This is a genomic window from Melioribacteraceae bacterium (assembly GCA_019638015.1).
Taxonomy (GTDB): domain Bacteria; phylum Bacteroidota; class Ignavibacteria; order Ignavibacteriales; family Melioribacteraceae; genus JAHBUP01.
The window spans coordinates 2,699,551-2,714,053 of the sequence record JAHBUP010000001.1 but is presented as its reverse complement, the minus strand read 5'-3'; the positions used below and the strand labels follow the sequence as shown (position 1 = coordinate 2,714,053).

The following is a 14,503-nucleotide window of genomic DNA, read 5'->3' as shown; positions in this document are numbered from 1 at the left end:
AACTCCATCTAATTATCTATTTTATCTTTATCAATTTCAAAAAGTGAACTAATTGATTCGTTTCTAAAAGAACGAATTATAGCATTTGCTAAAATTTCAGACGCAGATCTAACAACAATTTTATCGCTAACTACCCCATTAATTTGAATGCTATCGGTTACATATAATTTTTCAATTTCAGATTCTTCAATTTTTTTGAGCGCATGACCCGATAAAAGAGCATGAGTAACAGCACCATATATTTTTTTTGCGCCACATTTCCTTAATGCAATTACAGCATTAACAAAAGTACCCCCAGTATCAATTAAATCATCAACCAACAGAACGTCCTTTCCTTCCACATCACCAATAATATTCATCACCTCTGCAATGTTTGGCTTTGGTCTTCGTTTATCAATCACAACGAGTCCAGCATGCAATCTTCTGGCGTAAGAACGAGCCAGCTTAATTCCTCCAATATCAGGAGAAACAACAACAAGTTTGTTCGATTGTTCTTTAAATAAACCAGTAAACACAATTGAGGCATATAGGTGATCAAATGGAATATCAAAGAAACCTTGAATTTGCGCCGCGTGTAAGTCCATAGTAATTACACGGTCCGCTCCGGCGACAGTAATTAAATTAGCTATTAATTTTGCTGTGATAGCAACTCTCGGTTGATCTTTTCTATCTTGACGAGCATAGCCAAAATAGGGGATTACCGCCGTAACTTTTTTTGCTGAGGCTCGTTTTGCGGCATCAATCATTATCAATAGTTCCATCAAATTTTCTGATGGAGGGTTAGTTGACTGAACAATAAAGACTTCTCTTCCGCGAATGTTATCACCATACTTAACCCAAATCTCACCATCGCTGAAACGCTGAATATCTAAACTACCTTGACTTAATTTCAGGTGGTCGCAGATTTTTTGGGTTAGTAGAGGATTGGATGACCCAGAATAAATTAAAGGTTGAGCTTCAGATTGCATTATTTAACGTTAAAAATAGACGCCAAATATACTTAATAATGGTACGTCTTGTCAATAAATGTGATTTAAACTTTATTTAATTCTTTTGCTGAACAAAAATACAACAACAACTAAAAGTACTATTAGGGCACTATAATATATCCACATAGGGGTTTCTTTTAACTTAAAAGGACGATATGTAGCTGTAATATATTTACCAGTACCAATTTCAGCGAGTGAGTATTTCCAAGTTAATTTATTTCTAAATGATTCTGGCGCATTATGACTTAAAATTTCTCCAGGTAAATAATAAATGTATGTCAAAGAAAAGGATTTATTATCAAATCCGAATCCAGTAGCTATAGGGGGAATGAATTGGGAGAAAATTTTTATGTTCTTTTCTCCATCTTTAATTGTCAATTGTGAGTTTTTGAAAGCGCTAGTTTTATTGAGAGAATCCAGGCTATTAAAATTCAAATTTACTTTCCCGTGAATGGTACTATCATTAAAATCGCGGTAAACTTCGACGCTACTAATCGAACTGTATTCAGAATGAAATTCTTTATAAACAGAATCCCTATCAAAAATTCCAAGTTTCTCAACTAGTATAGAATCTCGGGAATCAGTCCATTTCATCCAATAATGAATAAACATTGTGCCAGAACCATCTGTTTTTATAGTGGTTACCTGCATGTAATCAAGACAACTTGATAAAGGAATTAAAATAAATAATATTAAAAATAATTTTTTGTACATATCACACTAAATTTATTATTGTAAATATGCAAAAAAACTTTATTCAATTATAAAATATTTTACAGGTAATTTGAACTTAAGGATTTACTTTGTGGTTAAGAATGCTATTCTTATTTTTGAAACCATTTTTAAATTTATTAGAGTACCTATGCCAAATTATGATTATAAATGTTTAGACTGTGGAGTAACATTTGAGTTATTTCAAAAAATTACTGATGAACCAATTAAAAATTGTATTAAGTGTAATGGACATGTGAAGCGATTGATCGGAGCGGGCTCTGGTCCGATATTTAAAGGTACTGGTTTCTATCAAACTGATTATAAAAATAAATCTTTAGAATCAAAAAAGGATACTAGCTCAAGCATTAAGACTGATAAAAAGTAATTTCTTATCCTTGTTAGAAATCAAGTCCGATGGATAAATAATATCGGGGAGCAGAAAATTTATCAAAATCATATTTCCAAGCTATATCAACTCTCCATAAAAATAAAAAGTACAATCGGAATCCAACACCAGTTCCAATTAGTAAATCATTAGTCACTGTTTTATCATTATTATTCTTACCAATTAGTTTCAACTTGCTTGTATTATCCCAGGCAGAACCAGCATCAATAAAAGCAGTTCCTAAAATATTCTGGAAGAATAGGGGAAGTGGACCTGTTAATAAATATCTGATCAAGGGCATCCTTAATTCAACGTTGGCAAGTGTATATTTTGTCCCCAGTTTTTCAGCATAATCATATCCACGCAATGGCATAACAGGGCTCAAAAAGGCGAAATCGCTCGAATTATTTATTGGCACCCCTCCAGTTGCAAAATTTCTATTAATCCAATTTTCTGTACCCCCCACAAAAAACCGTTGAGGATTCCCGCCCCCGCTAATACCTCCAGAAATTCTTGCAACCAAACCATTATCAAACCAAAATCTCCAGTATTTCCTATAGTCAAATGTCAATGAATAAAAACTTTGGCGACTCTTAATTAATCCTGGATCTCCAAATAAATTAAGGAAATATCTTGATCCCTCAATAGGTGAGTAATATCCCCACAATGTATTATCTTTTACGTATCCGATCGATGGAATTAAAAATGAATTTCTATCAATGGCTACAAAGGGATTATCTAAATTCTCAGCGGAAACGCTCATAAAGCTTAAACCAAAATCTACTCTGTTAAATCTATCGAGAGGATAGCTGGCGTAACCTACTAATCCAAAATTTCTGAATCTGTATAATTCACTTCCAAAAAATCCATTTTGATATAAAAACCTTGCAGTATGAAAAGCTTGAACACCAAGATCTAACCTTTCTTTTAAATAGTAGTATGCTAATCCATAATCACTATTTTTAATATCAATCTGTAAACTTGTTTGTCCAATTAACCTATGATTTCCCAAAACATCACTAAATGATAGTATTGTGGTGCCCAATAATCCATAAAGAGTTGAATACCCAGCATTTGCATATACAATATCGGGTGTGAAATTTATTTTGTATCGGTTTACCAAATAATTTCCCTCATCATCTAAACTTTCGGTAAACATTTCTTCTCTAATCTTAATTCTAGAACTGTCTATTTTCATGTCATTGCCACCAAATACAAAACGACTGTAATCTATTTTTGAGGAATCTTCTTTTTCTGGTTTATCAGATACATATTGACCAACAAATATTGAAGGTCTTTGAGAAGTTGAATCGATTTGAGTCTGTTCCATTTCCGACTCTTGTTTAAATTGCACAACGTTCTTTTCTAATGAATCAAGAACTGTTTCCTTAAAAATGGATTTCCCATTATTTAATTTAGCATCCACAAGGGAAGCCATATATTTTGTATAGGGGAGTGAATCACCAATTACTTCCGCATCGAATGGATTGCTTAGAAGAAAAATATTGTAACCTAAATTATACAAAGCTGAGAATACTAATTTTTTCCCATCATAAGAAATAGAGAGCTGGCCAATATCACTTATTGAATTAGTAATTGGCTTTGGTAAATTATTATATGCCTTACTTGATGCTGAATCAGAATTTGTAATTTTATATCTATAGATATTGTTTGATCCATTTTTATCGGATATAAATAGTATGTCGTTACCATCACTGGAAAAGACAGGAAATTTTTCGTTGCTTAACTCCCAATTGGTAATACGTTCAATTTTATTTGTCTCTAATTGAATTGAGTATAAGTCAATTTGCTTGTAATTGTGTTTGTACATCCTGAACTCTTCCGGTGTTTGTGACCCAATCACATAGTTACCTCGATCAGATGAAAATACAATTGTACTTCCATCTGGAGACCAAGCAATATCAGCCTCTGAAAAAATATCATTTGTAATATTTGTAACATTATTTAATGAGAAATCATAAATATAGATATCAGATTGTGTTTCGTTGTAACCGATGAATGCAATTTTATTTCCATCACGAGACCAGCTAACAGACTCGATACCTGACATTCGTAGAGGGAGCTCTGTTTTCTTGTCCGTTTCCGTGTCTATTATTGTAATAATATTGTATCCTTCCGCTTTTGAAGCTAGTGCTACTCTTATGTTATCTGGAGCCCACGATAATGACGGATACAAAAGATTCAATTCTTCAAAATCGGTAGTCTTGCCACTCTCAACAATTTTTTTTATCATTTTTCCATCTTGTGCACTCATCAAATAAACATCCAGATAAATATCTCTATCGGAAATGAATGCAATCTTATCTCCTTGTGGTGAGAGTGCGGGACTTGTATTATAAAAACCTCTTTCTTTTTTATTATCAGTCAATCTTTTGGCAAACTCATCAGGGTCTGATTTAACTGCGATATCTGGCCAAAATTCTTTTTTAATACTTTTTTTCCAGCGTTCATTTAATTCTTCTAAATTAATTCCAAGAGTATTTTTGATAGCAGCTTCAAGAGAACCTAATGATTGTACTTTATTAAGAATTTCACCGATTTTCTGTCTTCCATAAGTATCAGCAATATATCTGAACACAGATTGTCCACCTCTGTAGGCTAAGTAACCATCCAATCTATTAATATCAGGGAGCCATTCAGTGATTATAGCATTTCGAATAAACATATCTGTATTTGTTTCCCATCCTTGCGATAGAAATTCTGCAGTTCCTTCCCAGAACCAGAGGGGTAATTGAAGGGTAATACCACGACTAATTATATTTTGTACAGTCCCTCCATAATACATATCGCGCATGACCGCATGAACTAATTCATGGGCAATAACATGCTGAAATTTTTGATAATTACCTTCAAAAGGGAACACCACTCTATTTTTAAAAGGTTCGGTAAAACCTCCGGTGCCTTTGCCAATATATTCATCAGTTACATTATTCTCTTGAAAATCATTATGCGAATTATAGACAATCAGCGCTATTCTGTTATTTAGTTGATAGTTAATATCTTTTTGAATTCGTTGAAGAGATTCTTCGGCAATTTTTGCTGTGAACTCAGCAATAGTTTCACCACCCTCATAAAAGTAAATATCAAAATGTTTGGTTTGAATGTAAAACCAATCCATAGTCTTGTAATTTACTTTATTTTGTCCGAACTGCGCTAAAAGTGGTATTGCCAAAAAATATATGGTGGTAAAAATTAAAATTGATCTTCTCATTGTTTCCTCAGATAATTTTTTAACCGAGAAGCATAAAATCTAATGCTCTTTTTTGCTCATCAACATTTATTAGTTTCACTAATACTTTATCTCCAAGACGTATTCTTTTCTTATTTCGCTTTCCAACTACAGAATAATTCTTTTCATCAAAAATGTAATAATCATCATCCATATCTCTAAGTCTTATAAGACCTTCAGCTAAAGTTTGATTTAATTCCACAAATATTCCAAAATGTGTAATACCAGAAACAATAGCATGAAATTCAGAACCGACTTTACCTTTTAAATATTCAATTTGTTTCAACTTAACCGATAATCGTTCGGCATTTACAGCATTTCTTTCTCGGGCCGATGCATGATTGCAAATTTCTGTTAATTCTTCCAGAGAGAAATTTTTCTCCCTTTTATTCTCAATGAAATTGAAAATTAATTTATGGACAATAAGATCGGGAAACCTTCGGATTGGAGAAGTGAAATGGGTATAATCTTTAAATCCCAATCCGTAATGTCCAATATTCTCAGTTGAGTAAACCGCCTTAGCCATTGATCTAATTGCAATCTCATTAACTACAGCATCCTCTTCAGTTCCTTTAACTTGATCAAGTAATTTTTGAAATTGCTTAGACTTGTTTGTTGCATTAGGATCGAAAGAGTATCCTAACGATTGCACAAATCTCGCAAATTCTCCAACTTTTTCTTTATCGGGTAAATCATGCACTCTATAAACAAAAGGAGCAATAATTTTGTTCTTTTCGACCTTTATGTGTTTAGCAATAATTTTATTTGCCAGCAGCATAAACTCTTCAATCAAATTGTTACTTTCACGCACTTGCTTAATTTGAATATCAATGGGAGTTCCATTTTTATCCAGTTTAAAGACAACCTCAGGGGAGAAAAAGTTTATACTTCCTTTCTTAATCCGTTCATTTCTCAAAGTTTGTGAAATCTTAAATAGTAAAGCGATCTCGGAATTAAAATCTCCTTTGCCGCTTTCAATTATATTTTGAGCTTCATCATATGTAAATCTTCTTTTGCTATTTATAACTGATTTTTTTATTTCATATGATATAATCTTATGAAGAGGACTCATTTCAACTAATACCGAATAGGTGAGTCTATCTTCGAATGGTACTAGTGAGCAAATATTGTTCGAAAGTTTTTCGGGGAGCATAGGAATCACTTTACCAACAATATAAACACTGGTACCTCTTTCAAGTGCTTCATTATAAATGGGGCTTCCGGTGGGTATAAAATGACTAACATCAGCGATATGAATTCCAACTGAGTAATTACCATTAGGAAGAATGTCCACAGAGACTGCGTCATCAAAATCTTTAGCATCATCTGGATCTATGGTAAAGATATTTTTTTCTCGCAAATCAATTCTTTTAGAAATCTCTTCTTCTGAAATTTGTGTAGGAATTTCATTCGCTTGTTTCAATACTGCTTTTGGAAATTTGTATGATAGCCCGAATTGGCGAGCGATTGAAGCAATCTCCGCATCATAACTTCCGGCTTTCCCCAATACCTCTTTTATTTCTCCTTCGGGATTTTCTGATTCCGCTTTCCATGTAATTTTATGAACAACTACTTTATCACCGTCTTTAGCATTGCCCAATTTTTTTTCATTAATATAAAAATGCCTATGAATTTTAGATTCGTCGGGGATAACAAAGAAATAGGATTTTTGTTTTTTAAGAATCCCAACAACTTCATCTCGTTTGCGTTCAACTATTTCAACTATTTTCCCCTCAGTACTTTTACCCGATTTTTTATTTAGTAAAACCACCTCAACCAAGTCGCCGTCGAATGCGGTATTTAAGTTTTTCCCAACTACAAAAATATCCTCCATGCTGCTATTTTTAAGTATGACGAATGCATAATCTCCATCATTAACAAGCTGAACATTTCCTATTAATTTTTCGGATGCGGCTTTTCTTAATTGATAACGCTTGCCAATTTTTTCAAGATATTCTTCTTCGTATAAACGAAAGAGAACACTTTTCAATTCTGCGTATTGGTACTCTTCGGTGATTCTCAATTTTTTTGCTAAATCAACAGCTTTGATACTGATCGAAGGGTGATTCTTAAAATATGCTTTGATTTCTTTTTTCATTAAAACTCGAATCTATATTTAAGTGCCATTTCAGTTACTTTGTCATCTAAACTATAATTGGAACCAATAGGTTCTTTTCGTTCAAGTCTTATTAAGAAGCGTGGATTAAATAAATATTCAACCTTTAAATTTGCTTTCGAAATATTTTGAAATACTTCGGTTGTGCCACCGAAGCTATACCTGAGATTTTGAAATCTACCGCCCAAAGAAAACTTGTAGGAGTCCCCAGATTGATTTATAGAAATATTATTTACTAAATCACCAACTGTTGAATTTACAAAACTTGATAGTACCGAACCTAAAAATGAGGTAGCGGTATTTCCAATGACGCTTGAGGTACCCGCAATCTCAGTACGATCTTGCGCAGTTAAATCATCTTTAAATTTGGAAAATAATATGAAGGAGAGCGCATCAGCATAATCGTACTTTGAATCACGAACATTATTCTGAATATTTCTTGCCCCTACATATATGCTCATACTTTCAGGATTGCTTGCTATATTTTGGCCGAGCTGAGATAATGGTCCTTGGATTTTAATTTTTACCGCAACATCCTGAGGTGTTCCTGTCTCATCTCGCGGATCAACGTAATCGGAAGTATAAGTTGCAACAATATCCAGATATGGATTGGTGATATCACTTTCAAAAGAAATTTTCCCGGTTGCTTCAAATACTTTGAAAAAATCTAATTTTGACCCGGGAAGAAGTTCGAAACCTCCTTGAGCAAAAATTTGATTGTTTGTACTTTCATATTTAATATCGCCCCTCATTAAAACTGTTAGCTTTTGGTTTGCAGCCTGCGATAAAATAAATGTTAATTTAGCTTCATTGTCCGCTCTAATTCCGAATGAGTAATCGAGATTAATCTGGTTTTGCTTCTTGCCATCCAAGGCCGATTTACTAGTCAATTCCTGTTCTAAAATTTTTCTGAATCTTATTAATTCGGCATCTCTATTAAGTGTGTCTTCTATAAAAGTAAAATCAAAATTTTTCGATGAAGCTGAATAGTTTTCAATGCCGGTTGTATAAACAAGGTTTGTATTTTTAAGAACAATATCACCTTTCAGGTAATATCGATTATTAATTTTTGTTAATTTTAAATCACCATCCGTTCCAATAACCAAATCACCATAAAAAAGAGGATCAATTTTCTGAGTCTCCATTCCAAATAATGCTATATCACCAAAAAAATTGAAAGATAAATCTTTCATTTCAAAACCTTCAAATTGAATAGCACCATTGCTTCTCAATAGACTGGTTAACTTATTTTCCCCTGTATTTTCAATTGTAAAATCTTCAAAATTTAATCCGGAATTAGTAAATAGTGCTTTCCCACTGCACTTATACTCTAGGTTATTAAAATCCATTTTAAAATAACCGTCTGTGAGATTAACATAACCAGTATATTTAGGTTTATATAAAGTACCGCTAAGATTCACATCAGCATCCAGAAAACCGCGTTGATTAAATATTGCGGGAATTGTTCTTCCTAGGGCATTTAAATTGAACTTCGATGACTTCAATGAAAAACTTAGCTCGCGATCGTCAAATATCCTTTTATCTACCGTGCCAATGCTTAAGTTGATAGGTAAATGACCTTTCAAAGTAAGTAGAGGAGAATTTTTATTATTTGTCGAATCTAAAAAAGTAAGATTGGCATTTAGAACTTGTTCATCATAATCAATCATTCCCTGAAGTGAGCCGAGTTTTGTTTCGGCATAAATTAAATTGTCAATCTGAGTTTCAACTTTAAGTATTGGAGCTGTGAGGTCTCCTGTGATTCTTGCTTTTAATTTGCCATCCCCAACTAGTTTATTATCCTCGATCCCCAATAGATATTTACCTAAAATATCTCCAGATATATTATCGAGTAAAAGAGTTAAATTTAGAGCACCGCTGTTTTCAATGGTTCCTTTGATATCAATATTGGTGCTGTCCCGATGAAGGGCACAATGGTCTATCATAAACTGAAATGGATTAAAGAAGGCTCTAATTGTATCTTTATTTGTAAACTCAAAGTCACTTACTTTTAATTTAAGACTATCAATAAAGATCTGCTGCTGTGTATCACCAATGAATATTTTCCCTTTCAGTTTTGTCTTTAGCATATCGTCAATCTCAACGGCAGTATTATAGTCAACAATGCTGTGGTTAAAATTAAGTTCGGCGAAGATATCCTTGTAATTTTGTCCGAAGTAAAATCTTTTGCTAGCCAGAGCTACCGATCCCCAAAGATCATCGAATGAAAAAGATGTATTATCTCTCGATAAATTAATTTTTAATAGTGAGCCAGATAAATAAACCGTTTGATCTTCACGGGTGATTATTATATACTCAAGATCAGTGTTGACTGTAATGGAAAAAATTCTCCCATCATTACTTATTATTCCATCGCCTTTACCTGAAATTTCCATCCTATTACTGCCAATCAGCATTGAAATTAATTCGAAATCTTTAAAGAGATAATCGTAATTAATCTTCAATGAATCGGTAATTGCCGGAGGAATTATAGATGAGGGCACTTCAATTTTTTTATATTCGGAAACTGAGGAGAGGGGATTCAAATCCCTAATTTTTTCTGTGATAATAGTCGAGAATACTTTTCCCTCATAAGCAAGAAGCTCGGCAGCATGCAATAAGGAAAAATTGCCATAAAGTTCGAAATCCAAAAAGTCCGACACAAGTTTAATATTTCTTTGTAATGAATCCTTTTGAATATTCAAATCGATATTGGAGTAGCCAATATTTTTATCTCTAAATCGGGATGAATCAATTCCAAAAGAGAAATTGCCATTCATTTCATCGATATCGATTCCCTTTCCCTCGGCACTAAAATAGAAGTTTAAATTGCTATCATAATAATTATCCTTTAATACTTTCGCTAAGTCAATATTCTTCAAACTCCCAAGAAAATTATATTCGGGAATAGTATCTTTACGGAAATCCATTTCACCAATCACGAGTGCTTCTATCTCGCCAACGTTTCCCTCTATCGTTAAATCAATTCTCTTCTCGGATGCTTTAGAGGATATATTTAATTGGTCGATATAGTAATCATCGAATATTGAACTTGATGCATCAAACTTTAATTGTGTTTCTAAATTATTGAAATTCGAACCAGCTCCTTTAATTGAGCCGAATGAATTTAATTTTGTGGGAATATTCAAAATGGGGAAGAGATTAATTTCTTTTGACTCAAATTTAATATCATAAATTATTGGCTCCACACCCAGATTCATATCAGCTGAAACTGAAATTGAACCATTATCAATGTTGCCTTTAAGTTTACTTTTAAAATTGGTTGGTTCACCTTCAAATTCCATATTGAGATCGGTGAACTGACTTTTAGCATATTCAGGCAATTCAAGCCATGGCATTAAAGCATTAATATCGTGATAGTCAACATTTGTCTTTTCAAGTTTTGCCTTTAGATAAAGTTTTGAAGGGTTATTCAAATTCTGAACTCTTCCATTAAAATTTATTGAAGTGTTTCTATAATCAATAGAAGCTTTCCCAATTGTGAAGTTGCCAAAATACCCTTGTGCCGAAAGTTTTAGCGAGGGGCTACCTTTCAGAATCTCAGTGGATTCTATATAAGAAGAGAGGTCGTCAAAATTGAATGAAGGAGCATCAATGTTTATGTATATAGGGTAGTTTTTAAGATCATCCAGCTCTATCCCCGCAAATAAATCGAGACTATCTATTCTGAAGTCCAAATTAATTTGACTGCTGTCCGTGATAAAATAGAAATTACTAATACTTACAAAATCTTTAGTAACGGCAAAATCACCCGATATATTCCTCAAATTAAATCGTGTTGAGTTTGGAGTAAATGCAATTTCCTTTAGCTTGAGAAGGTAATTGGAATTGTAAATGTCGATAAAAGCTGATGCTGACAAATAAAAATTATCCAGCCTAAGGTCATCAAAATTTAGGGTTTTATAGGAAGCCGTTGAGCCAATATAATTAAGGGATTGTCTTTTTATAGTAATATTTTGTAATGAAAAATCACTCAGTTGAATCTTAAATTTAAAATCTGACTTTGTAGTGTCTTCGGGGGAAGGTTTCATTAAATTTTCATAGTTCCACTTACCGGTTGAATCTTGCAGTAAATTTATATGAACATCGCTTAGGAGTATTCTTTTAAGTGAGATGTTTTGTAGGAATAAATGAATAGGATTTATGTTTACTTCTATGAGATTTGCATTAATTAAAGTGTCTTTTCCAATAGTGATAGAGGTGTTGTTAAGCTTAAGTCTTGTAAATAAAGTACCTTCAATACTTCCAATATCTAATCTGCCATTAATTTCATCATTTACCAGTTCGATTGTTTTATTGCGTAAATACTCTCGAAAGGTTTTTGTCTGAGAAATTCCAATAAAAATGATTAGTATAAAAACCAAAAAAATTGCGAAACCGATAAAAACATTAATCAGTTTGCGAAAAAATGAACGCTTAATTTTTGGTTCCAGATTTTCTTCCATTTATTTAGAATATCTCTCGATTACTGTTTTAATAATATTTGTTGTAGATGTTTGATTAACAAACTCAATTGTTTGAACAGTTCCACCATTTGCTTCAACAATATCTTTACCCACAATATTTTCAGGAGCCCAATCGGCTCCTTTTATCAAAACATCGGGAATTAACTTTTTTATTACTTCGTAAGGAGTTTCTTCATCGAAGAATGTTACATAATCTACAGCTTTGAGATTGGAGATTATAAAACCTCGTTCATATTGAGGAACTATTGGGCGATTTTCTCCCTTAATTTTTTTAACTGACAAGTCGGAGTTTAGCGCTACAATTAAAATATCTCCTTTATCTTTTGCCTTATTTATATAATCTACATGGCCTGCGTGCAATATATCAAAAACGCCATTCGTAAAAACTACTTTCTTGTTCTCATGCTTGAGCTGAAGTCTAATAGTTATTAATTCATTAACTGATAAAATCATTATATCTCTTCTCCAACAGTTTTAAATAAATAGTCAAGTGAGATTGGGACAATACCTACTTCCTGGCAAACTAAGCCGCCGGCATAATTGGCGAGATATGCTGCATCATATATATTTGCACCTGCGCACAATGCCATTGTTAGAGTGGATATTACTGTATCTCCGGCGCCGGATACATCTGCAACCTTTCTGGCTTTAGTTGCTATTTTAACTTCTGATTTTCCTCTCTGGAAAAGAGAAATTCCTTCTTCTCCAAGAGTAAGTAAAACATATTTAGCATTTAGTTTTTCGAGAAGTAGATGCCCGGCTTTTTTCAAATCTTCAGAAGATTGTATACGGATACCAAGCGCGTCTTCGGTTTCTTTTCTGTTTGGCTTAAAAACAGTAACATTCTGGTATTCAAAAAAATTATTAAACTTTGGATCAACAGTAATTATAACTTCATTCTCATTAGCAAGTTTGATTGCGGCTCTAATCAATGATTGAGTAAGCACTCCCTTATTGTAATCTTCCAGGATGATTGCATTTATATTTTTAATATTTTTCTTCAAGGTGTTTATAATTTTTGCTTCTACTTGTGATGAGATCGGATTTCTTTTTTCTTTATCGATTCTTACCACATGCTGGTTATTGGCAATAACACGAGTTTTGTTTGTAGTTGGTCTTTGATTATCAATAATTAGGGAGGAGCTATTGATTCCTGTTTTCTTCATCAAATCTTTCATTATCTCCGCATCCTGATCATTGCCTAAAATTCCAATTGGAATTGGAGTCCCACCAAGAGTTAAAATATTATAAGCAACATTCATCGCTCCGCCAAATCTTTGAAACTCATCATCAATTTCAACAACGGGAACGGGAGCTTCGGGGGAGACTCTTGAAACAGAGCCCCAGAAATATGAATCGAGCATCATATCACCAATAACAGCAATCTTTTTGCCGTTAAATTTTTTCTTCAACTGATTTAATTTTTTTTGAGATGTACTAATCATTTTTTTACCCTATTATTCCATTTGGCGAGATCATTTATAAAATTAATTTTTATTAAACCGTTATCGGTTCCAAGCCAAAGATTCACCTGATCAAAATAGATGGCGTGAATAGTTTGTGGTATTCTGTCATCCTGAATCCTCATAATTTTATTTGACTTCCTATCGAGAAGTGCTAATCCTCTTCCAAATGATTCTTTAGTAGATTGCCCAAATTGGTAGAGGGAAATCCAAATATAATTGCCGGTTCGCTCCATCGAATAAATGCCGTTTGCCGGCAATCCATTTTTGTCATCATTTCTTAGCCATTCATTTTTACGGTTAAACCTGTATAAACCGCCAAGGTTAAATTCGGGTCGCTCAGTCGTCAAAAACTCATCCAAGCCAATCCATAAAAAATTTCTCTCCGGCAATAATGAAGAAACAGAAATTTGTTCACCATCACCATTAAAATAATTTAATCTATTATCATAGAACAAAGTAACAAAATTATCATTCAATTTTTTCGTTTTGTTATATTTGTGTAAACCGGCTTCGGTACCAATCCATAATACCGAATCTCCCTCGACTGCTAAAGTTTTAATGCTGTTTGATTTTTCGTTATTCCTCACGGTCAAATCGTAATCTATAAATCGTTTCGTCTTTAATTCATATTTAGATAAATATTTAAATCTTCCAATCCAAACGGCATCTTCATCTTTATCATAAACAACCGATCTAATCCAATTGGATAATTGACCGCCAAGCCCAAATTTTCTTCTTGTCCAGTTATCACGCCTTTTGTCGAGTATGAAAAGTCCATCAGTAGATCCGGCCCAAACAAATTCATTATTGGCAGCTATGCTATGGAAAAAATCCATCTGCAAATTTTGGTTTGAGGTTGAATATTGCTTCCATGTTTTACCACTCGAAGAATAGCGGAAAATGCCGCTTCCATTTGTTGCTACCCATAAATAATCATCATCTGATGTAATTGCAGTAACTTGAACTCCCTTCAGTTCAAATACTAAATCTGTTTTTTCCTGCGGAATAATGGTTACGCTAAAAAGCAATAAGAATAATAGAAAATATTTTTTCACTAGAGGCATTCAAAATTGTTATGAAATGGTTAAACAAATTT

At 33.1% G+C, this 14,503-nt stretch carries 9 protein-coding genes; 1 reads left to right on the top strand and 8 read right to left on the bottom strand.

Annotated features, from left to right (window positions below):
- Window positions 1-8 precede the first annotated feature (8 nt).
- Both KF816_11725 and KF816_11720 read right to left on the bottom strand, forming a co-directional pair.
- The gene (locus KF816_11725; protein ID MBX3008680.1) at window positions 9-968 is read right to left on the bottom strand and encodes a ribose-phosphate pyrophosphokinase; all 960 of its coding nucleotides are present in this window, start codon (window positions 966-968) and stop codon (window positions 9-11) included.
- A 72-nt stretch (window positions 969-1,040) separates the two neighbouring features.
- Window positions 1,041-1,703, bottom strand: a complete 663-nt coding sequence (locus KF816_11720; protein MBX3008679.1) for a hypothetical protein — start codon at window positions 1,701-1,703, stop codon at window positions 1,041-1,043.
- 148 nt (window positions 1,704-1,851) lie between these two features.
- Between KF816_11720 and KF816_11715 the strand changes: the two genes are divergently transcribed.
- The gene (locus KF816_11715) at window positions 1,852-2,088 is read left to right on the top strand and encodes a zinc ribbon domain-containing protein (GenBank protein MBX3008678.1); all 237 of its coding nucleotides are present in this window, start codon (window positions 1,852-1,854) and stop codon (window positions 2,086-2,088) included.
- A 13-nt stretch (window positions 2,089-2,101) separates the two neighbouring features.
- On the opposite strand, the gene KF816_11710 is transcribed toward KF816_11715, so the two are convergent.
- From KF816_11710 to KF816_11685, 6 genes are read right to left on the bottom strand one after another with little or no spacing between them, the layout of a single operon-like run.
- Window positions 2,102-5,320: a PD40 domain-containing protein gene (locus KF816_11710; GenBank protein MBX3008677.1), complete on the bottom strand. Its 3,219-nt coding sequence runs from the start codon at window positions 5,318-5,320 to the stop codon at window positions 2,102-2,104.
- 19 nt (window positions 5,321-5,339) lie between these two features.
- Entirely contained in the window at window positions 5,340-7,436 is a 2,097-nt protein-coding gene (gene rnr / locus KF816_11705) for a ribonuclease R (GenBank protein ID MBX3008676.1), read from the bottom strand.
- The gene (locus tag KF816_11700) at window positions 7,436-11,920 is read right to left on the bottom strand and encodes a hypothetical protein (GenBank protein ID MBX3008675.1); all 4,485 of its coding nucleotides are present in this window, start codon (window positions 11,918-11,920) and stop codon (window positions 7,436-7,438) included. Before KF816_11700 ends, rnr begins: the two co-directional genes overlap by 1 nt.
- The gene (gene rfaE2, locus KF816_11695; GenBank protein ID MBX3008674.1) at window positions 11,921-12,394 is read right to left on the bottom strand and encodes a D-glycero-beta-D-manno-heptose 1-phosphate adenylyltransferase; all 474 of its coding nucleotides are present in this window, start codon (window positions 12,392-12,394) and stop codon (window positions 11,921-11,923) included. It lies immediately after the preceding gene.
- A complete protein-coding gene (gene rfaE1 / locus KF816_11690) occupies window positions 12,394-13,386 on the bottom strand; it encodes a D-glycero-beta-D-manno-heptose-7-phosphate kinase (GenBank protein MBX3008673.1) in 993 nt (330 codons plus the stop codon). The genes rfaE2 and rfaE1 overlap by 1 nt, the downstream gene beginning before the upstream one ends.
- Window positions 13,383-14,462 (bottom strand): hypothetical protein, encoded by a 1,080-nt coding sequence (locus KF816_11685; GenBank protein ID MBX3008672.1) that lies wholly within the window; start codon window positions 14,460-14,462, stop codon window positions 13,383-13,385. Before KF816_11685 ends, rfaE1 begins: the two co-directional genes overlap by 4 nt.
- Window positions 14,463-14,503 lie beyond the last annotated feature (41 nt).